At 67.7% G+C, this 19,199-nt stretch carries 18 protein-coding genes and 1 tRNA gene; 11 read left to right on the forward strand and 8 right to left on the reverse strand.

Annotated elements, in window-relative coordinates:
• The first annotated feature begins 73 nt into the window (after positions 1-73).
• Together WG923_RS19785 and WG923_RS19790 are read left to right on the forward strand one after the other, a co-directional pair.
• A complete protein-coding gene (locus WG923_RS19785) occupies positions 74-832 on the forward strand; it encodes a TSUP family transporter (RefSeq protein WP_340352711.1) in 759 nt (252 codons plus the stop codon).
• A gap of 34 nt (positions 833-866) precedes the next feature.
• Entirely contained in the window at positions 867-1,394 is a 528-nt protein-coding gene (locus tag WG923_RS19790) for a DUF2946 family protein (protein ID WP_340352712.1), read from the forward strand.
• A gap of 88 nt (positions 1,395-1,482) precedes the next feature.
• Here the strand turns inward: WG923_RS19790 and WG923_RS19795 are convergent, their stop codons facing one another.
• Entirely contained in the window at positions 1,483-2,424 is a 942-nt protein-coding gene (locus tag WG923_RS19795) for a c-type cytochrome (RefSeq protein WP_340352714.1), read from the reverse strand.
• 173 nt (positions 2,425-2,597) lie between these two features.
• Here WG923_RS19795 and WG923_RS19800 point away from each other — a divergent pair, with 173 nt between their 5' ends.
• Positions 2,598-3,182 carry a hemerythrin domain-containing protein gene (locus tag WG923_RS19800; RefSeq protein ID WP_340352715.1) on the forward strand — a complete coding sequence of 195 codons (585 nt, stop codon included), beginning with the start codon at positions 2,598-2,600 and terminating at the stop codon, positions 3,180-3,182.
• Positions 3,183-3,210: 28 nt separating this feature from the next.
• Here WG923_RS19800 and ttdB read toward each other — a convergent pair whose 3' ends face one another.
• The 3 genes from ttdB to WG923_RS19815 are packed head-to-tail and all read right to left on the reverse strand — an operon-like array spanning position 3,211 to position 5,710.
• Positions 3,211-3,819 (reverse strand): L(+)-tartrate dehydratase subunit beta, encoded by a 609-nt coding sequence (gene ttdB / locus WG923_RS19805; RefSeq protein WP_340352716.1) that lies wholly within the window; start codon positions 3,817-3,819, stop codon positions 3,211-3,213.
• On the reverse strand, positions 3,816-4,742 hold the full coding sequence (ttdA, locus tag WG923_RS19810; RefSeq protein WP_340352717.1) for a L(+)-tartrate dehydratase subunit alpha: 927 nt from the start codon (positions 4,740-4,742) through the stop codon (positions 3,816-3,818). Before ttdA ends, ttdB begins: the two co-directional genes overlap by 4 nt.
• Entirely contained in the window at positions 4,742-5,710 is a 969-nt protein-coding gene (locus WG923_RS19815) for a tripartite tricarboxylate transporter substrate binding protein (protein ID WP_340352718.1), read from the reverse strand. Before WG923_RS19815 ends, ttdA begins: the two co-directional genes overlap by 1 nt.
• A gap of 121 nt (positions 5,711-5,831) precedes the next feature.
• Here WG923_RS19815 and WG923_RS19820 point away from each other — a divergent pair, with 121 nt between their 5' ends.
• The 3 genes from WG923_RS19820 to WG923_RS19830 all read left to right on the forward strand — a co-directional run bounded on the left by WG923_RS19820 (position 5,832) and on the right by WG923_RS19830 (position 8,759).
• A complete protein-coding gene (locus tag WG923_RS19820; RefSeq protein ID WP_340352719.1) occupies positions 5,832-6,782 on the forward strand; it encodes a LysR family transcriptional regulator in 951 nt (316 codons plus the stop codon).
• Positions 6,783-6,833: 51 nt separating this feature from the next.
• Positions 6,834-6,909 (forward strand) — tRNA-Arg (locus tag WG923_RS19825).
• Between the two features lie 104 nt (positions 6,910-7,013).
• A complete protein-coding gene (locus tag WG923_RS19830) occupies positions 7,014-8,759 on the forward strand; it encodes a DUF6538 domain-containing protein (protein ID WP_340352720.1) in 1,746 nt (581 codons plus the stop codon).
• Between the two features lie 49 nt (positions 8,760-8,808).
• Here WG923_RS19830 and WG923_RS19835 read toward each other — a convergent pair whose 3' ends face one another.
• Together WG923_RS19835 and WG923_RS19840 are read right to left on the reverse strand one after the other, a co-directional pair.
• Positions 8,809-10,065 carry a DNA cytosine methyltransferase gene (locus tag WG923_RS19835; RefSeq protein ID WP_340352721.1) on the reverse strand — a complete coding sequence of 419 codons (1,257 nt, stop codon included), beginning with the start codon at positions 10,063-10,065 and terminating at the stop codon, positions 8,809-8,811.
• Positions 10,066-10,072: 7 nt separating this feature from the next.
• Positions 10,073-11,164: a hypothetical protein gene (locus WG923_RS19840; RefSeq protein ID WP_340352722.1), complete on the reverse strand. Its 1,092-nt coding sequence runs from the start codon at positions 11,162-11,164 to the stop codon at positions 10,073-10,075.
• Positions 11,165-12,020: 856 nt separating this feature from the next.
• Here WG923_RS19840 and WG923_RS19845 point away from each other — a divergent pair.
• From WG923_RS19845 to WG923_RS19860, 4 genes are all read left to right on the forward strand, one after another.
• Complete coding sequence (locus WG923_RS19845) at positions 12,021-12,242, forward strand: hypothetical protein (protein ID WP_340352723.1); 222 nt, start codon at positions 12,021-12,023, stop codon at positions 12,240-12,242.
• Positions 12,239-12,832 (forward strand): recombinase family protein, encoded by a 594-nt coding sequence (locus WG923_RS19850; protein ID WP_340352724.1) that lies wholly within the window; start codon positions 12,239-12,241, stop codon positions 12,830-12,832. Before WG923_RS19845 ends, WG923_RS19850 begins: the two co-directional genes overlap by 4 nt.
• Positions 12,833-12,925: 93 nt before the next feature.
• Complete coding sequence (locus tag WG923_RS19855; RefSeq protein WP_340352725.1) at positions 12,926-13,588, forward strand: hypothetical protein; 663 nt, start codon at positions 12,926-12,928, stop codon at positions 13,586-13,588.
• Complete coding sequence (locus WG923_RS19860) at positions 13,585-15,462, forward strand: hypothetical protein (protein WP_340352726.1); 1,878 nt, start codon at positions 13,585-13,587, stop codon at positions 15,460-15,462. Before WG923_RS19855 ends, WG923_RS19860 begins: the two co-directional genes overlap by 4 nt.
• 104 nt (positions 15,463-15,566) lie before the next feature.
• On the opposite strand, the gene WG923_RS19865 is transcribed toward WG923_RS19860, so the two are convergent.
• Complete coding sequence (locus WG923_RS19865; RefSeq protein WP_340352727.1) at positions 15,567-16,817, reverse strand: nSTAND1 domain-containing NTPase; 1,251 nt, start codon at positions 16,815-16,817, stop codon at positions 15,567-15,569.
• A 222-nt stretch (positions 16,818-17,039) separates the two neighbouring features.
• Between WG923_RS19865 and WG923_RS19870 the strand changes: the two genes are divergently transcribed.
• On the forward strand, positions 17,040-18,317 hold the full coding sequence (locus WG923_RS19870; protein WP_340352728.1) for a glycosyltransferase: 1,278 nt from the start codon (positions 17,040-17,042) through the stop codon (positions 18,315-18,317).
• Between the two features lie 42 nt (positions 18,318-18,359).
• Here WG923_RS19870 and WG923_RS19875 read toward each other — a convergent pair whose 3' ends face one another.
• Entirely contained in the window at positions 18,360-19,166 is an 807-nt protein-coding gene (locus WG923_RS19875) for a hypothetical protein (protein ID WP_340352729.1), read from the reverse strand.
• Positions 19,167-19,199 lie beyond the last annotated feature (33 nt).

Below are 19,199 nucleotides of genomic sequence, written 5' to 3' on the forward strand. Positions count from 1 at the left end.
CGCGGCGCCTTTCTTTTTTGGGGCTCAGCCATTCGCAAGGCCCGGGTGCAGCCGCCTGCCACAATCCCGCGCGATGGAATTGCTGCTGGTGTCGCTGGCCTCGGTGCTGGCCGGGTTCGTCGACGCGATCGTGGGAGGCGGCGGCCTCATCCTGGTGCCGTCGCTGTTTGCCGTGTTCCCCGGCGTGCATCCCGCCACCCTGTTCGGCACCAACAAGAGCGCCTCGATCTGGGGCACGGCCATCGCCGCCGTGCAGTACAGCCGCCGCGTGCAGGCCGATGTGCGCTCGCTGCTGCCGGCCGCGGCGGCAGGCTTTGGCGGCGGCTTCGTGGGCGCCTGGGCCGTCACCGTCGTGCCGGCGGACTTCCTGCGCAAGCTGCTGCCGGTGATCCTGCTGGCCGTGCTGCTCTACACCCTGGTGCGCAAGGACCTCGGGCGCGAGCACCTGCCCCGGCTCGCCGGCCGGGCGCAGACGCTCGCCGCCTGCGCCATCGGGCTGGCGCTGGGCTTCTACGACGGTTTCTTCGGCCCCGGCACCGGCAGCTTCTTCGTGTTCCTGTTCGTGCGCGTGCTGGGCTACGACTTCCTGAACGCCTCGGCCGCCGCCAAGGTCCTGAACGCGGCCACCAACCTCGCCGCCCTGGTGCTGTTCGCGCTCAAGGGGCACGTCTGGTGGCACTACGCGCTCTCGCTGGCCATCGCCAACATCTGCGGCAGCCTGCTGGGCACGCACCTGGCACTCAAGCATGGCGCCTCTTTCGTGCGCGCCGTGTTCATCCTGGTGGTGGGCGCGCTGATCCTGAAGACGGGCTACGACGCGTTCCTGCGCTGAACCCGCGCGGGGCGGGCACGCCGGATAATGGGCCATGGACGACATCGTTCGCCAGGCCATGGCCAAGTGGCCCAACGTGCCGCACTGCTACGGCTGGCTGGGGCTGGACGACCGCGGCAACTGGTACATGCGCGACGACCGCGTGCAGGCCGCCGGGGCCTTCCCGCAGGCCAAGGGCTCGCTGCTGCGGCACGAGAAGCTGATCGACTTCATCCACCGCAACTACGACCACGACGCGCAGGGCCAGTGGTTCTTCCAGAACGGCCCCCAGCGCGTGTACGTGGAACTGCAGGCCACGCCGTGGATCTGGCGCGTGTACAGCGCGGACGCGGTGACCAGCCACACCGGCGTGCCGGCGCAGGTGCAGGGCTGCCTCCTCGACGAGGAAGGACGGCTCTACCTCGAAACGGACCGCGGCTTCGGCCTGGTGCACACCCAGGACATGGAGCGCGCTTCGGAAGCCGTGGAAGCCGGACGCTGGGTGCCCGAGGACGTTCGCGCCGGCGACCTGGCGGCGCGCTTCGGCTACGTGGCCAGTCCGGCGGCGCTGCAACGCGGCTGAAACGGCGAAGCCGGCGCGAGGCCGGCTTCCCTGATGCGTCGCGCGCGTCGCGCGCCTCTTGGGGAGCGCTGCGCGCGTCGCGCGCCTCTTACTTCGATGCGTTGACCATGTATTCGACGGCGGCCTTCACGTCCGCGTCGGGGGCCGCGCTGCCGCCCTTGGGAGGCATCGCATTCTTGCCCTTGATGGCGTTGGCCTCCAGCGCCGGCAGGCCCTGCGCGATGCGCGGCGCCCAGGCGGCCTTGTCGCCGAACTTCGGCGCACCGGCGATCCCGGCCCCATGGCAGACGGCGCACGTCGTGTCGTAGAGCGCCTTGCCGTTGCCGCCGGCAGCAGCCGCGGGTGCCGCGGCAGGAGCCGGCGCGGCGGCAGTGGCCGCGGCGACAGCGGCAGGCGCGGCTGCCGGTGCAGCAGCGGCGGCGGGCGCAGCGGGAGCGGCCGGCGCCGGAGCAGCGGCAGCCGCCGGTGCGGCGGCGGTCGCGCCCGCGGCGGGCGCGGCCGGGGCGGCCGGCTCGGCGAACTTGGCGCCCGCGGCGTTGGCCATGTAGGCGACGGCGCGCGCGACTTCCACATCCGTGAAATCGCCGCCGGCCTGGGGCGGCATCGCGCCCTTGCCCTTGGTGGCGGAGGTCACCAGCGCGTCGAAGCCGGTCTTGATGCGCGCCGCCCAGGCGGCCGCATCGCCGAACTTGGGCGCGCCGGCGGCGCCGGTGCTGTGGCAGGCCGTGCACTGGGCCTTGAACACGTCCTCGCCCGCGCGCAGCGGCCGGTTGGCATCGCGGATCTCCACGGTGCCCACCTTGCGCAGGCGCTCCGCGACGCCGCGCTCGATGTCCTGCGCCGTCACGCCGCCGAGGGCGTGCCTCTCGGCATCCCTGCTGCCGGCGGGCTTGTTGTCGGACACCACGAACGCGACCAGCGCGATGATGATGAACACCGGGACGATGAAGGCAAACAGCACCGTGACCAGCAGTTGCTTGGGCGTCTTGATCGGGCCTGTGTGGGCGTCTTCCAGCGTGCTGTCGCTCATGATCTTTCTCGTTGACGGCGTTCTTTGATGAACCGGCGATTATATCGGCCGGCCCGGAGTCCGCCGGCCATCGGGTATGCTGCCGGGCGTGAAGCCGCGCGGGGCGCGCGCTTGACCTGCGTCAGCCCCTCCTGGGGCCATCTGCCCGACGCTTCGTGCCGGAGGTCCCCACCATGCCCGGCGCATCCGCTCTCAGCATCATCCGCGAGGAACACGCCGCCGTCTCGGCCCTGCTGCGCTCGCTGCGCCTGCTCGCCGAGAAGGGGCCGGGCGAACAGCGCACGCGCTTCTTCGAGACGGCGCGCGCCATGCTGTTCTACCTGGACGAGTTTCCCGAGCGGCGCCACCACCCGAACGAATCGAGCCTGCTGTTCCCCATGCTGCTGCGCGCAGCGCCCGACCTGCAGCCGGTGATCGAGAAGCTGGAGGCGGACCACGCCGCGGGCGAGCACCGCGTGCGCGAGCTGCAGCACATGCTGGTGGGCTGGGAATTCCTCGGCGAGGCGCGCCGCGCCGGCTTCGTCGCCGCCTTGCAGGAGTACGTGCGGCTGTACCTGCAGCACATGCAGGTCGAGGAGACCCACCTGCTGCCGCAGGCCGCGCGGGTGTTGACCCCCGCGCAGCACGCCGAACTCGATGCCGCCTTCGCCGCGGCGCGCGACCCGCTGGCGGCCGGCGGCCGCGAGCCGATCTACGAGGAACTGTTCGACCGCATCGTGCAGCAGGCCCCCTCGCCGATCGGGCTCGGGCAGGGCTGAACCGCCCCGCCCCGCCCGGGGCCGCCGCTCACTTGATGAAGCGCACCTGCTGGTTGATGCGCTCGAGGATCGGCTTCTTCTTCGCGTTGAAGACGGCCTTGTTCTCCTCGATGAGGTTGCGCCCCTTGGTGTCGATCGAGATGATCAGCGGCCCGAAGTCCTTCACGCGGTTGACCCACAGGGTCTCGGGCATGCCCAGGTCCTTCCACTCCGCCGCCTCGATCTTCTCCACCTTCGTCGCCGCGAGCACGGCGCAGCCGCCCGGGAAGATGGCGTGCACCGCCTTGTTCTCCACGCAGCCTTCCTGCGTCTCGGCGCCCATGCCGCCCTTGCCGACGATCAGCTTCACGCCGGTGCGCCGGATGAACTCCTTCTCGAACTTCTCCATGCGCATGCTGGTGGTCGGGCCGATGGAGACCATCTCGTACTCGCCGTCCTCCTTCTGCCGCACGATCGGGCCGGCGTGGAAGATGGCGCCGCCGCGCAGGTCCACCGGCAGCTCGCGCCCCAGCTCGATCAGGCGGCGGTGGGCCACGTCGCGGCAGGTCACCAGCGTGCCGGTGAGGTAGACGACGTCGCCGGCGTTGAGCGACTCGAGGTCCTCGTCCTTGATGGGGGTGGTCAGGGTCTTCTTCACAGCTTGAATCCGGTGTGGGACAGGACTGCCCAGCTCAGGTCCGCGTTGATCTGGATGCGGCCGCGGCGATGCGCCCAGCAGCCCGTGGACACCGCCACGCCGATGGTGGAGGGATGGCGGGCGGAGGACTCGATGTTCACGCCCATCACGCTCGCGTTGCCGGTCAGGCCCTGCGGGCCCAGGCCCAGTTCGTTCAGGCCTTCGGCCAGCAGGTCCTCCATCAGGGCCGCCTTGTCGTTGGCGTTGCGCGAGGTCACGGGCCGCAGGATCGCCTTCTTCGACAGCCGCGCGGCCGTCTCCGCGGAGGTGGACACGCCCACGCCCACCAGCAGCGGCGGGCAGGCATTCACGCCGCGCGAGGTGATCACGTCGAACACGAACTCGGCCACGCCCTCGTAGCCCTGGCCCGGCATCAGCACCTTGGCCGCGCCCGGCAGCGTGCAGCCGCCGCCGGCCATGTAGACCTCGATCGTCACGCTGTCGCTGTGCGGCACGATCTCCCAGTCCAGCCACGGGATCTTCGAGCCGGTGTTGGTGCCGGTGTTCTTCTCCTCGAAGGTCTCGACCGCGTTGTGGCGCAGCGGGCCTTCCTTGGTGGCCCCGACCGTCGCACCCTGCAGGATCTCCTCCAGCTCGCCCAGCAGGGGGAAGTTGGCGCCGGCGGTCAGGAAGTACTGGATCACGCCGGTGTCCTGGCAGCTCGGGCGATCGAGCTGGTCGGCGGCTTCCTGGTTCTGCCGCATCGACTCGTAGACTTCCTTGGCGAGGAAGTTCACTTCCTTCTCGCGCAGCTCGCCGAGCTTTTGCGTCACGTCGGTGGGCAGGCGCTTGCCGATGTACGAAGTGAACTTCGACAGCAGTCGCGTGAGCGCGGCGACCGCGGCTTCGCGATCGAGGACGGCTTCGTGTTCCTGCACCTGCATCACTCCACGCTGACCTTGCCGGCCTTCACGAGCCCGGCGAAGTTGGCGGTTTCCTCGCGGATCTGCCGGCCCATCTCCTCGGGCTGGTTGCCCACCGGCTCGGCGCCGATGTCGGCCATCTGTTTCTGGAATTCCGGCGAGCGGATGATCTTCACCACCTCCGCGTTGAGGCGGGCGACGACGGCCTTGGGCGCGGAGTTCGGCGCCAGCAGCCCGAACCAGGTGCCGATCGCCAAGTGCGGCACGCCGGCCTCCTGCAGCGTCGGCACGTTCGGCAGCGCGCGCGAGCGCGTGGCGGTGGTCACGGCCAGGGCTTTCAGCTTGCCTTCCTTGATGAAGGGCAGCACCGGCGTGACGGTGTCGAAGGACAGGTTCACCTGGCCGCCCAGCAGGTCGGTCGTGAGCGGCGCGCTGCCCTTGTAGGGCACGTGCAGCAGCCGGCTCGCGGTTTCGATCTGGAACTGCGTGCCGATCATGTGCTGCGCGGTGCCGTTGCCGTTGGAACCATAGCTCAGGGCCTCCGGCCTGGCCTTCGCGGCCGCGACCAGTTCCTTCACGCTGTGGTAGGGCGCGCCGGCGCTGACCACCAGCACGTTGGGCACGGTGGCGACGGTCGTGATCGGCTGGAAGTCTTTTTCGAAGCTGTAGCTCAGGTTCTTGTAGACGCTGGTCGCCACTGTGTGGTGCACCGCGCCCATCAGGATCGTGTGGCCGCCGTCGTTGGCCTTGGCCACCAGCGCCGCGCCCAGCGTCGCGCCGGCGCCGGGCTTGTTGTCGACCAGCACCGGCTGGCCGATGGCGGCCGAGAGCCTGGTGGAAATGGCGCGGGCCAGCACGTCGGTGGTGCCGCCGGCCGGGAAGGGCACGACGATGGTGACGGCTTTCGAAGGCCAGGCCTGGGCCGAGGCGCTGCCGGCGGCGGCCAGCAGGGCGGCCGCGGCGACGAAGCGCAGGGAGCGATGGGTCATGGGTGGTCTCCTCGGGAAGGGGGTACGAGGCAGACTGTAGGGAGGTCCGGCGGCAAGGAACGGCGCGCAAAGCAAGCCGGCCTTTCCCTGGATTCAACAATCGGGCCGCACAATCCGCTGCATGGGCAAGGCCATCCAACCCGCCGACCTCGGCTTCTTCTCCACCCTGGTCCAGTGCGGCAGCCTCACCGCGGCGGCGCGCGAACTCGGCCTGACCACGCCGGCGGTGAGCAAGCGGCTGTCGCAGATCGAGGCGCGCCTGGGCGCCACGCTGGTCCTGCGCACGACCCGCCGCATGGGCCTGACCACCGAGGGCGAGATCTACCTCGAGAACGCACGCAAGATCCTGGGCGACATCGAGGAGATGGAGCACCAGCTCTCGGGGCTGGCGCAGGCCCCGAAGGGGTCGCTGCGGGTGAATGCGACGCTGGGCTTCGGGCGCAGCCACATCGCGCCGCTGGTCTCGCAGTTCGTGCGCAGGCATCCGCAGGTGGACGTGCAGCTGCAGCTGTCGGTCAACCCGCCGCCGCTCACCGACGACGTGTACGACGTGTGCTTCCGCTTCGGGCATCCGCCGGATTCGCGCGGCATCGCGCGCTTCATCGCGCCCAACCGGCGCGTGGTGGTGGCCGCGCCCGCCTACCTCAAGCGCCACGGCACGCCGGCGGCGCCGCGCGAGCTGGTCAAGCACAACTGCATCGGCATCCGGCAGGGCGACGAGGCGTACGGGCAGTGGCGCTTCACGCCGCGGCGCGGCCCGCGCGGCCGTGAGCAGACCGAAACGGTGAAGATCCGGGGCAACCTCACGACCAACGACGGCGGCATCGCCATGAACTGGGCGCTCGAGGGCCACGGCATCCTGCTGCGCGCGCAATGGGACGTCGAGCGCTACCTCGCCTCGGGGCGCCTCGTGCAACTGCTGCAGGACTGGGACAGCCCCGACGCCGACATCTACGCCGTGTACGGCCAGCAGCACCGGTCCTCGGTGCGGGTGAAGGCATTGGTGGACTTCGTTGCCGCCGCCTTCGAGGCGCAGCGCAAGAGCCGGGAAGCGCAAGGTGCGGGCACGTGAGACGGCGCCGGCCCCCGGACGGGGACACCGGCCCGGTACAATGGCACCGACGCGGCTGTAGCTCAGTGGATAGAGTATTGGCCTCCGAAGCCAAGGGTCGTGGGTTCGATCCCCGCCAGCCGCGCCAAATCCCTCAGGAATCCAACAGCCACGCGGATTCCGCGCCGATCAAGGCTTCCAACGGATTGCACTGTTCCACAAACCTGCTCCACAGCAGGAGAAAATCGGAAGGTGCAAGAAGTGAAGAGACCCCCCCACACGGAACGCCGTGGCGGCATGTGGTGGTACAGGCGCCGCGTGCCGCGCGAGCTGCAACCCATCATTGGACGCGCCGAGTACCGCGAATCCCTGAACACCCCCGACATCGAGGTTGCCCGCACGCGCGCTGCGCTCCGGGGCGCCGAGGTGGCAGTCGAGTTCGAGGCCGCCCGAGCACAGATCAAGCAGCAGCAACAGGCCGTGCCGGCACTGCCGGCGCAGCTCACCCCGGAGGCCAAGCGGTACATCGCCGAGGCTGTGCGCGTTCACGTTCTCGACGAAGACGAGGAGGTCCGCAAGAGCCGCCCGAATGACTATGCGATGGAAGCCTACGAGTCGATCCGCGCGGACCAGTTCGAGGAATCGGCGCACGCGCTCGCCACGGGCCGAGTCGCGGATGGCAAGGAGGGCCGGCGGCGCATCCGCGACCTGATGCAGGCCATCGGTCTCGCTGTCGCGCCCGAGTCCCCTGCATGGGAGGAGGCAGCCTTCAAGGCCACCGAGGGCTGGAACTTGGCGCTACGTGACATCCGTGACCGCATCAGCGGCGAGTACGTTCCCACCCCTCTACCGCCGGAACGGCCGCAGGGCCTACGAGCCGCGCCAGCGGTTCCACCCCATGAAGCGGCAGGGCCAGCTCTGAGCTTGGGGAAGGTAATCGACGAGTACCTGCCCACGTTACGGGAGACGGAGTTCACCCGGAAGGTCCGGCGCTGCCTTCAGCTGTTCGGGGAGATGGTCGGACGAGACCTCCCGGTCACCGAGTTGCGCCAGATCACCGTGACGAACTTCTTGCGGGACATCTGCAAGCTCCCCAACGAGTGGGCCCGGCGGTTTGACAAGGGAGAGACCATCGAGGCGCTCCTCTCCGAAGGCGCAGAACGAGTCATGAGCCCCACGACCTACAACGACAACTACCGGGCGCCTCTCGGCACCTTCTTGGCCGCTGCGGCGCGCGACCACGGCGACGAGGGGTTCCCGACCCGGACAGTTGATGGGATCGAGTACAGCGGGAATCGGGCGGCGGACGAGGATCAGCAGCGGTCGCTCAGCGACGAAGAGTTGCGCACCCTTTTCGAGGGTGAGGCGTTCGCCGCCGTGGCAGCGCACCCCACCCAAGAGCCCCTCTACTGGTTCACCCTCGTCATGCTGCTGACGGGAGCGCGCCCGCGTGAGGTGTGCCAAGCGAATCCGCAGGTGGACTTCGGTCAAGTAGATGGCCACTGGTACATGGACCTTGACGAGAAGAGCGCCGCCGGAAAGGGCGTGCGCAAGACCATCAAGACTGGCGAGGCCCGACGCATCCCTGTCCCCCCTGAGCTGATCCGACTTGGCTTCCCGGAGTACGTTCAACGGATGAAGGATGCGGGCGCCGACCGACTGTTCCCGACCTGGCGCATCAAGCAAGGGAACCCCTACACGGCAAACGGAAGCTTGTTCAGCGACCTGCTTCGTGTGGCGGGCCTGTACACCACGAAGGTCGGCGAGCAGGTGACTGGCGCGTACACGCTACGCAAGACCTTCATCACGCAGTGCCGCAATCAAGGGGTGGTGTCGAAGGAAATCACGGGGCACAGCGATGGGACCACGACGGCAATTCAGGACCGCCATTACATCTTCGGGCCAGAGCCGTTCGGGAGAAAACTCGCCGAGCTTCAGAAGTTGGTGATGCCCGTCGCGATCCCGACTCGCTCCCGGCACGGGACGGCAAGCACCTGAGGCGGGCCTGAGCGGCGACTGGGCACGACCAGCTGCCGCACCGAGCTGGCTACGCCGGTTCCAGCAGTTCGCCGGCCTCGTACAGGTAGCCTCGCCCCGTGCCCGGGTGCGGCACGTGGTCGCCCGCAAGACTCAGGTACTCAGCGGGGACGGGTGCCACGGGCTCGGGGGCCGGGCGCTTGGCTCTGCGCTTCACGGACAACGCCGGAGCCCCGAGTAGTGGCGCCTCGAAGAACTGCTCCCTCAAGGCCCTCGCCAGCACCTCGGCGAGTAGGCTCGGCACCGCGTTCCCGACCTGCTTCTGCACCTCGATCCTGCTGCCCGTGATGTGAAGGTCAGTCGGGAACGTCTGCAACCTCGCAAGCTCGTCCCCGCTGAGACGCCGGTTCTTCCAGTGGAAGGGGCCTGTTGCTGGACCAGGCTGTGCTTGGATCGTCCACGCGGGCCGGTCCTTGGCGAGCTTGAGGAGGAAGTTCCAGTACCGACGGCGCCACCCAAACAGCGGCTCCCCTCCCATGCGGTCGGTGTGCCACAGGTAGTTCATGCCCTCCGGGATCGAGGGTAGCAACGCCGCCCACTTCCCTGTCAACCGCAATGTGTCGTCCTTCGGCTCCTTCATGCCCCCTATGGCGTCCCACGCGGTCATCCACGGCTCGCCCGCAGCTTTGATGCCGGCCGTAAGGGCCGGGGTCACGATGCTATCTGCCGGGTCCCGATGCGTGGGCCGAGGCGGAACGAAAACGCGCCCATCCCGAGAGCCGATGACGAACACGCGCGTTCGGGTCTGCGGCACCCCGTAGTCCGCCGCGTTCAGCGTGACCACGACAGGCTGGTAATTCGTGTCCGCCGTCTTGTTGATTCGCTTCACGGCGGCGAGAAGCAGTCTCAGGCCCTCGTCCTTGCCGCCGAACGCGAGACCCTCCACGTTCTCCAGCAGGAACGCGCGGGGACGAACATCCTCAAGGACCCGCAAGTACCCCGCGAGAGTGCTGGCGCGGGGATCATCGAGTCGCAGACTGTCGCCGGACTTCCACCAGCCGCTCTTGGAGAAGGGCTGGCACGGCGGCCCGCCGATCAGCATGTCGACAGAGCCAACCCTGAGGCCGCCAGCCTTCAGGATGTGCTTGGTGGGAGTCGCGAGCAGGTCATCCTCGATGACGGGCCATTCGCGGCTGGCGCGCAGGCTCTCGCAGCACTGGTGGTCCCACTCCAAAGCGACGCGGGTCTGGAATCCCGCCGCCTCGAAGCCGTAGTCGAGGCCACCAACGCCGGTGAAGAGGCTCAGGACCGAAAACTGCTTGGTCATTGTCGTTCTACGTCACCGCAGTGAAGGCGTCGACTGGGTCCGCAGACCAGCCGGAGTCAACGCGCAGATTGTTTTGGATGCGCCCGACACACTTCAGATGCGGTGGCAGGATCATCGTGGGAATGAAGCGGTACTCCCACTGCTCCGTGACCGAATGCAGGCACGCGGCAAGGATGTGGAAGTCCGAGGGTTGGTAGTAGCGCGAGCACGGGTCGGACTTCGATGCTCGTGTTCGCTGAAAGTCAACGCGCGGCACGCCGCCCTTTGCCGTCACGCGCAGCACGTTCTTGCACTCGACGAGCAGCGGCCGGCTGCCCTTGAAGCGCAACTCGATGTCGGGGCGGCCTTCTTCATCGAGCCGGCGGCAGTCCTTGACTCCCGGCACGCGTTGGAGGAGTTCCTCCAAGTGGCGTTCAGCCACCCACCCCCGCACCGCCATTTTGAGCCGGCTGGCGCTCTGGATCAGGTCCAGCACCGCATTGGCGGGCATGTTCAGCTCAGAGGTCAGCGCATGCGGCGCGTTCGTTGCCGCACTCAACATCGGGTTGCCGAGGAGCTGTTCCGCGAGAAGCTGTCGGTGCCCCGCGTCGAGACCAAGCGCGAGCCGCTCGAACTTGATGAACTCGAGCACGTTCTCCTGCTTCACACCGACCAGCACTTCGACGGGCTCGCCATCGGGCCTGCTACTCTCCCGCTCCCACGCATGCCAGCCATCCTTCAGCACCTGCGCCACATGGGAGCGTTTGAACTCGAGGCTGATGAACATGGGGGTGCCATCGTGCAGGACTGGGTCCGCGCCGACCATGATCTTCCGCTCGGTGTCGATGCCGACGAAGATCGTGGTCAGAAGCTGGGAAGGGTCGCGCTCCACCGGCAACACGGCACTCGTGTCGCTGCCGTACTTGATCTGGAATCGGTGCTCGTCGTCCGGCCGGTTCTTCGTCACTTTGGAGTTCGCGAAGAAGGCATACGCGAGCACGCCCTGTCGCTCCCCAATCGGGGTCTCGTAGGTGATCAGGAAAGGCGCGTGCGACGGGTCGCTTGTCGTCAGGATGGTGCAGCCGGACGCCTTCAAGCCGTCGACGAGAAAGTCCAGCAAGGGCTTCTTCGCCCTCCGAAGCACGGACCATCTTCTGTACTCGAACCCTGCCATGTGTCTCGCTGTTGTGCGTCCCTGTGACGCATCGCCCGGCGCTCGCCAAGGGCTCCTCAGCGCGGGATCGTAGCAGGCATCTGCGTATCGCGCCCCGGCAACTGCCGGCCGGGCCGCATGCCTGCAACATCCTGGAGACCCCCGGAATGTTCGGGGCAAAAATCTGAGAAGGGTCCGATGATCGACTGTGCGCGGTTCCCCCCCCTCCCCGGGGGCGATTCGCTGCAAGATCCAGCTCCCGCAACCATCGCTCGCGCGATCAACATGGCCGCCGCCGTGGTCACCCCGAGGGCGGGAGTTGTCGGCTACCCCCGCCGCCTGTGGGCCAAAGCCAGGTGCCGGAGGCATGGGGAGTACTACCGGCAGTCCCGCCGGCTCGCTCGCGACTGAGTTCGGCGGACGGTCGCTGAGTGTCCGCTGGAACACGCCAGCACGGGCCGCTTGAGGCGCTCCACGGGTGGCACTTCGCGCATCGAGCGCGGCACCACGCCCCAAGGCCGACAACAAGCTCGAGAGCGCCAGCTCCTCGCGCACGGTGACTGCTTCGGCGGCATCCTGGAAAGGAAGCAGGTATTGCTTCATGAATCCAGTGTCCCGCCGGCCCCTCTTGAATTGAAGCAACCGCGCCGGGGACGCTCGGGGGCATCTGTCGCTGGACTCGTGCGCCGCCCTGATGTAGGGGTGGCTGTCCAGAAACGACCGGATGCGGACACCCCGTGGCAGAGTGTCCACAACCTAGCTTGACAGATTTGTGAACAGGGCGCAGGATTCGGACCTCCCTTTCGGACGCGTGAGGAACACCTTGAACGATTACTACAACGACATCGAAGAAGCCCTGCAGATGGCCTGCGAAAAGTCGCGCAAGCTCCCCGGAGTCTGGGCGGTGCTGGAGTGGGCGACCGACGACAGCCGGAGTGGCGACTCCCCCAACGAGTACGAGGTCGCGAGCTACGTGAACCGGGAGGCAGCCGAGCGCGCCGGCAGTGTCGCGGGCTTGTACGTGGCGGGGGAGGCTCAGGAATGAGCCGAGTCTTCGCCTACTGCCGCGTGTCCACCACGGACCAGACCACCGAAAACCAGCTCCAAGAGATTGCCGCCGCCGGCTTCACCGTGGACTCCAAGCGGGCCATCGAGGAGACCATCTCGGGCTCTGTAGCCGCCAGCGAGCGGCCCGGCTTCTGCCGGCTGTTGGACAAGCTGGAGGAGGGTGACGTGCTGGTCGTGACGAAGCTGGATCGCCTGGGGCGCAATGCAATGGACGTGCGCGCCACCGTGGAGGCGCTGGCGGGCATGGGCGTCCGGGTCACCTGTCTGCAGCTAGGAGGGGTGGACCTCACCAGTTCCTCTGGCAAGTTGACGATGGGCGTGCTGTCGGCGGTGGCGGAGTTCGAGCGGGACCTCCTGATCGAGCGCACGCAGGCCGGTTTGGCACGCGCCAAGGCAGAAGGGAAGCCCATTGGCCGGCCCTCCAGGCTGACGGGGCAGCAGGTGGAGCAAGTCAGGGCCAAGCTGGTCGCCGGAGCCTCAGTGGCGGCGCTCGCCCGTGAGTTCAACACCAGCCGCCAGACCATCATGCGGACGAGGAACGCCGCCGAGGCTGCGGCAGCAGCTTGACCCCGGGGCGGCGGCGGCCGCTGCCTCGCAGTCAAAATCTCTTCCGTGCCTGCCTGTGCGTAGGTACGGATACAAAAAAACGAGTAGTACCCAATGAAGTTCTGTCACGCACTCGGCTGCCACGACGAGGCCGCCGGGTTCTCCAACCTCTGCGTCCACCACAAGCAGGCCTTACGCCGCCACGGGGACGCCCTCCAGACCACCATCACCGTCCACGAGCTTCGCCCCTATGTGGCGCGCGTGAAGGCCCGCCAAGCGAAGAACAAGGGCTCGGAGCTGTGGGACATCCTCTCGGCCCGCTGGGAGGCCCTTGTGGGCCACAGCAGGGGCATCGTGGAGCGGTACGCCTCCGGGGCTCCAGGCGTCCGGCATGAACGCATGGCCGCCCAGCAGGTGACCACGCTGGCCGGCGCGGTCCCAGCGGACAAGGTGGTCCGCACCGCGCTCGCCATGTACCTGCTGGCGCAGGATCGGCCCACCCGGTTCCTGTCGGAGCGCGGGTTCCGGTTCGAGCTGGTGCGCCGCGTGAGGGGACTGTCGGACGTGAACGCGGGGACCTACTGGGACCACAAGGAGGGCCGCAGCAGGCGCGTGTACCGGGACCTGCCGCCGCGCGTGGTCGAAGTCATGGGCGCTTGGCTGGCGGAGACGTTCGGCGGGGCGGGGCTGGTGCTGGCGAGCAAGGAGCGCGAGGAGGCGCAGAAGGCCCGCGACGAACACCAGCGCCTCGCCGCGGCTCTGGGCGGCCTCCAATGACCGCCATCAACGAGAACCTGTTGCGCACGACGGCGCGGGACATCCTGCTCGCGGATCTGCAGGCCCACGGGAACATCGTCTCAGACCTGCACAGGGCCGCGTTGGAGACGCTGCTGGACACCATGTGCGACTACGTGACCCGCCAGCGCTTCGGGCGCTGCGTCTACGCGCTGCCGACCGGGATGGGCAAGACTTCCACGATCCGAGCGTTCTTCCTGGCCCTGTATCGGCTCAGGTACGCGGTCCCAGTCTCGGCAGCCGTGTCGAAGGTGGATGCGCTGTGCGTCCTGAAGCAGTCCCTCATCGACGGCGGCATCCCGGAGGAGCTGCTTGGGTTGAAGCACTCGGTTGAAGGCGCACGACTTCCAAGCACCGGGAACGATGACCGCCGGTTCATGCTGGTCACGCATACGCGGGTGAGGAGCGGGTCCGACTTCGACCTTTTCGGGCAGCACCGCGCGCCAAGCGGGGTGATGTTGGACCGCTCCCTCATGATCGTGGACGAGACGCTGCTCCGCGGCGAATCAGGCGCCATCGACGTGCAGGAACTGCGGCGGGCGCTTGGTGCCGCGAGGCAGGAGCAAGACGAACTGCCGTCGGTTGGCTACCTCGGTGCGTGCCTCCAGGCGATTGAGAGCGCTCTGGACACGCTGCGGACATCGCCTGACCCGTCGGGAATCTGCGTGGCGCTGCCTCACCGCGACCAAGCCCTACTGCAGCAGGACAGGGAGGCCATCCTGCGCCTGCGGCTACGTGGCTTCGAGAACACGCTGGCCGCGCTCTTGGAAGTGTCGCAACACAGCCTGCGCGTAATCTCCGAAGGCTCCGTCCAGGCCGTGCTGTGGATCGACGAGGCCGTCCCGCACCTGCTCCGAAACGTGCTGGTGCTCGACGCCAGCCACCCGGTGAAGCTGCTGTCCACGCATGACTCAGAGCTGCAGGAGCTGACCACCTTCGACACCGCGGCCCTGAAGGAACACAGCAACGTGCAGGTCACGCAGATCATGTCAGCGGGCGGGTACGCGAGCGTGATGGAGAAGCTGCGCCGCTCTGGGACGAACCCGGTGGCCGCCGAGGTGACCGACATCGTCGCCGCGGAGTGGGCCTCCTCGCGGGGCATGCTCTTGTTCACCTACAAGCCCCGAATGAAGGGCGACCCGGACCACCTCGATGCGGTACGTAAGGCGCTGAGGGCGAGGGGAGTGAACCCAGACGAGTGGATCGACACCGGAGAGCAGCACGCCGACGGCAGCCCAGTGCGGCAGCCGAAGCTGCGCGCCTTGACCTTCGGGCAGGAGACATCGCTGAACGGATTCGAGCATTGCGATGTGGTCGTTCTTGCCGGCGTCCTGCACCGGTCGCACGCAGACCTCGCCGCCGCGTTGCGAGCCCAGGCTGGCCGGATCGACCTCCCCACGCCTATGAACCTGCTCGAAGACGCCGTCCAGAGCGAAGTCGCCGCAGTGGTGTACCAGGCACTCAGCCGGGGCTCGTGCAGGCGGATGGAAGCTGACCGCGCAGTCGCGATGCGAGGCTACGTCATCCACCGGCATCCCGGACTACGGGAACGCCTGGAGCGGGTGATGCCCGGCATCCGATGGGAACTGCGGGACCCGGTCCGCATGCCGAAGGCGAATGCTGTCGGTGTGACCTCGGATGTGGCGACCGCGCTCGCGGAGTTCCTTGCGTGCCAGCCTGCCGAGACCATCTCCATCAGCAGCACCAAGGCGAAGCAGGCGCTCGGGATCGACAGCAAGGACGAGGCGAGGTCGAAGGCATTCACCCGAGCCGGCGACGAGCTGGGCGAGTACACGGCGGGCTGGGTGAAGAAGGGTCGCGGCTTTGTGAGGACGGGAAACAACGGACAACCGTAAAAGAAGCAGACGGATGTCCGTAGATTGAGGTTCGCCGGTGAACTGCGTGGCGCCGTGCGCCGGCTGATGCCGCCAAACCCGAACGTCTCCCGCGTGACTGCAGGTCAGGAGCCAGCTTCCGCCTCGCGGAGCAGCTGCAGTCGGATGAACGCCTTCAGTGCGGGGTCCTTGAAGGTCGTGTAGTTGGTCAATCGGCCTGTGCCATCGGGCCGTTCCACGTCATTGAGCACAGGGCCGTAACGATCCTCCTTCAGGGCACGGAGCGGGCCAGAGAGTGCCGTACTGGGCACCTCCGTCTCCAGATACTCGGACACCTTCGTGCGGATCATCTCCATGGTCACGTACTCGTCTTCGCACTCCGCCATCGCCTTGAGGATCTGCTTGCGGTAGCGGATGTCCCCCACGCTCTCAACGGCTGCCACGTAGGCCTTGTAGAGGCGCGCCTCCTTGCTTTCCACGAAGTGCTTGAGCGCCATCTGCACGTCGAGCAGGTTTGCCTCCCGGGGCTTCCGCGGGAACGCCGCCTCGGCGACTTCAAGGCTCAGGTACTGGAGAATGCTTGGAGAGCCCACGCAAGTCTTCACGACTCGATCAACCGTGTCCTCGTCGATCTTGATGCCCAGGTCTGCCATGCCCTTCGTCACGACGTACTCAGCCTCGCTGTCGGTCATCGACTTCAGGTGCACTTCTTGAATGAGTCGGTCGATACCCGGGTCTGACGAGACCAACCGGCTCGCATCTGAAGAGGTGCCCAAGAGGACGATCTTGAACTTTTGGCAGTTCGCGTTGCCGTAGCTCTTGATGAACTTGGAGAGGTCCGCCGTGAACTCGGGCGTCGCGCGGTGAAGTTCGTCGAGCAGCAACGCAACGCCGGCTTGTTCGCAAATCTCGATGACCCTCGAATCCGTCGGGGAGGTCACAACAAACTGCTCCTCCAGCGAATCGGTCGACCCCGTCGTCTTCGACTTCTTCGAGGCGATCACCGCCTTCAGCCACCCGCCCGCGCCCCCCTCAGCCTGCATCGACTGCTCCTGAGTACGAGAGGCGGAGGAGCCCTCGATTCGCTTTGTCTTGACCGTATAGCCCAGCTTCTCCAGGCAGCGGGAGAAAACATCCTCGAAGGACTTGTCGGCGACGCTTTCGATGTTCACCAACTGGTTCGTCTGCTCCTTCTGTCGCAGCTCGTACCGCGCCATGGAAGTCTTGCCGACACCGTATTCGCCGAAAACCACCGGGACCAATCCGCGGCTCAGCGTCTTCTTGAAAAGTTCCTCAGCTTCCCCGCGTGCCGCGTAGACGTTTGTGGAGCGGATCGGCAGCCTGCCAGGGGTGAAAACGTCGTTCGGGGTCAGCATGTCGGATGTCTTTCGTGTGCCTGCTTCTGCTGGCCTTCAACTCTACACCCGCAGCGTGCCCCACCCCGACTGTTCCACACGCTGTTCCGCAACCCTGTGCCACAATCCGATCCGCAATCCTCCGAAGTCGTTGATTGACGCGGACTTAGGAGCGCCCGCACTTCCGAGTGTGGCCCCCCGCCAGCCGCGCCAGCCTTCCCTCCCGCTCCCCATCCCATCACGATGAGCGAAGCCAAGCCGGACCAGCCGCATCCCCTCGCCGGCCAGCGCATCCTCTTCATCCACCAGAATTTCCCCGGCCAGTTCGTGCACCTGGCGCAGGAACTCGTGCGCCTGGGCTGCGAGGTCAAGGCGCTGGCGATCGAGAAGCGGCCCGTGCCGCCAGGCATCGACGTGCGCCGCTACGAAGTGCGGCCCGAGACCGTGCTGCCGCGCGAGGACATCCTCTCCGACATCGAGGTCAAGACGCGCCGCGCGCTGGCCTGCGCCACCGCGATGCGCCAACTGGCCGCCGAAGGCTTCCAGCCTTCGCTGATCGTCGCGCATCCCGGCTGGGGCGAGAGCCTGTTCTGCAAGGACGTGTGGCCACAGGCGGTGCTGGTCGCCTACGGCGAGTTCTATTACCAGGCCGACGGCGCGGACCACGCCTTCGACCCCGAGTTCAGCCGCGCCACGGCCGACAGCCGCATGCGCCTGCGCCTGCGCAACACCGCGCTGCTGCATGCCTACCAGGCGGCCGACGCGATCCTCTGCCCCACGCAGTGGCAGCGCTCCTGCCTGCCGGCGGAGTTCCAGGCCAAGACGGCCGTGATCTTCGACGGCGTGGACACGCGCGTGGTGCGCCCGGAGCCCGGCGCCTTCATCCGCCTGGGCCGCTCCGGGCTGGAACTGCGGCGGCAGGACAGCGTGCTCACCTTCGTGAACCGCAACCTCGAGCCCTATCGCGGCTTCCACGTCTTCATGCGGGCGCTGCCGGAGATCCTGGCGCGCAATCCGCGGACGCACTGCGTGCTGGTGGGCGAGGATTCGGTGTCGTACGGCTCGCCGCCGCGCACGCACAAGAACTGGCGCCAGGCGATGCTGCAGGAAGTGGGGGCGCGGCTGCCGCGCGACCGCATCCACTTCGTCGGCCGCGTGCCGTATGCGGACTACCTGCGGATGCTGCAGGTCTCCACCTGCCATGCGTACCTCACGTACCCCTTCGTGCTGTCGTGGAGCTGCATCGAGGCGCTGGCCGCCGGCTGCCGCGTGGTGGCGTCGGACACGGAACCGGTCCGCGAGGTGATCACGCACGGCCGCAACGGCCTGCTGTTCGACTTCTTCGACGTCGAGGGGCTGGCCCGCACCGTCACGCAGGTGCTGCAGGACCCGTCCGCGTACGACCCGCTGGCCGCCAACGCGGTGCGCGAAGCGCGCGCGAAATACGACCTCGAGACGGTCTGCAAGCCGGAACAGGTGCGCTGGCTCGCCTCGCTGCTGCGTCCGCACACTCCCGCATGACGAAGCGGCGCCTCATGCGCCGCTTCATCGACTCGCGCGGAATTACTGCTTGGTCAGCGCGAACAGGCCGCCCGTGGCGTTCGCATCGGCGGTGAAGACCACCCGCAGCGAGTTCTTGCTCGTGCTCGCGCTCGTGCTGGACAAGGTGGCGATGCCGGTCATGTTGCGCACGGTCCCGGCGCAGTCTTCCGCCACGACCAGGTCGTACACGGCCGTGCCGGCGCTGGGCTTGAGCGTGCCGCTGTAGGTGCAGCCCGTGCTGCTGTTGCCGGTGAGGGCACCGGTGGAGAGGATCCCCCAGCTGACCTGCACCGCGCTGCCGCCGGCCGATCCGTTCCAGGTGCCCACCACGTCGGCCGCGAGCGATTGCGTCGTGAAGCCCGCGACGGATGCCCAGTTGAAACCGGTGGCCGCATTGCCCGTGACGGTGATGCTCCCCGCGAAGGTGCCCTTGGTGCTGGCGGTGGCGCTCGCGCTGGCCGCGCTGCGGGTGCTGGCCTGCGTGGCAGTGGGCAGCCGGTAGTAGTTGCCGCTGCCCGCGGCGGTGGCGTCGGTCTCGTTCACCGCGGTGCCGGTGAGCGCGATCTTCGCCACGGCCGTCGTGGCCGTGGCGGTTTCGAACACGACCCAGGCCGTACCGTCCGGCATGACCACGGCGGACGAGCGGGTGGCGCCGTCTGGCGCGGTGGTGACGGCGCCGCTCCAGAACCCCTGCATCGCGAGCGCCGGGTTCACCAGCACCGGGGCCGGCGGCTGGACACCCGGACCGCCGTCGCTGCCGCTATCGCCACCGCCACCGCAGGCGGCGAGCGCCAGCGTGACGGCCGCCAGGGCGCAGGGGAGGCGCATTTTCTTCAAGGTGAAGCTTTGTTGCTGCATGAC

Source organism: Ramlibacter sp. AN1133, assembly GCF_037890035.1.
Lineage (GTDB): Bacteria > Pseudomonadota > Gammaproteobacteria > Burkholderiales > Burkholderiaceae_C > Ramlibacter.

Excerpts from the sequence above, each read along its gene's own strand:
- WG923_RS19785 (WP_340352711.1), top strand. The coding sequence starts at position 74 with ATGGAATTGCTGCTGGTGTCGCTGGCCTCGGTGCTGGCCGGGTTCGTC.
- WG923_RS19790 (WP_340352712.1), top strand. The coding sequence starts at position 867 with ATGGACGACATCGTTCGCCAGGCCATGGCCAAGTGGCCCAACGTGCCG.
- WG923_RS19795 (WP_340352714.1), bottom strand. The coding sequence starts at position 2,424 with ATGAGCGACAGCACGCTGGAAGACGCCCACACAGGCCCGATCAAGACG.
- WG923_RS19800 (WP_340352715.1), top strand. The coding sequence starts at position 2,598 with ATGCCCGGCGCATCCGCTCTCAGCATCATCCGCGAGGAACACGCCGCC.
- ttdA (WP_340352717.1), bottom strand. The coding sequence starts at position 4,742 with ATGCAGGTGCAGGAACACGAAGCCGTCCTCGATCGCGAAGCCGCGGTC.
- WG923_RS19815 (WP_340352718.1), bottom strand. The coding sequence starts at position 5,710 with ATGACCCATCGCTCCCTGCGCTTCGTCGCCGCGGCCGCCCTGCTGGCC.
- WG923_RS19820 (WP_340352719.1), top strand. The coding sequence starts at position 5,832 with ATGGGCAAGGCCATCCAACCCGCCGACCTCGGCTTCTTCTCCACCCTG.
- WG923_RS19835 (WP_340352721.1), bottom strand. The coding sequence starts at position 10,065 with ATGACCAAGCAGTTTTCGGTCCTGAGCCTCTTCACCGGCGTTGGTGGC.
- WG923_RS19850 (WP_340352724.1), top strand. The coding sequence starts at position 12,239 with ATGAGCCGAGTCTTCGCCTACTGCCGCGTGTCCACCACGGACCAGACC.
- WG923_RS19855 (WP_340352725.1), top strand. The coding sequence starts at position 12,926 with ATGAAGTTCTGTCACGCACTCGGCTGCCACGACGAGGCCGCCGGGTTC.
- WG923_RS19860 (WP_340352726.1), top strand. The coding sequence starts at position 13,585 with ATGACCGCCATCAACGAGAACCTGTTGCGCACGACGGCGCGGGACATC.
- WG923_RS19865 (WP_340352727.1), bottom strand. The coding sequence starts at position 16,817 with ATGCTGACCCCGAACGACGTTTTCACCCCTGGCAGGCTGCCGATCCGC.
- WG923_RS19870 (WP_340352728.1), top strand. The coding sequence starts at position 17,040 with ATGAGCGAAGCCAAGCCGGACCAGCCGCATCCCCTCGCCGGCCAGCGC.
- WG923_RS19875 (WP_340352729.1), bottom strand. The coding sequence starts at position 19,166 with ATGCGCCTCCCCTGCGCCCTGGCGGCCGTCACGCTGGCGCTCGCCGCC.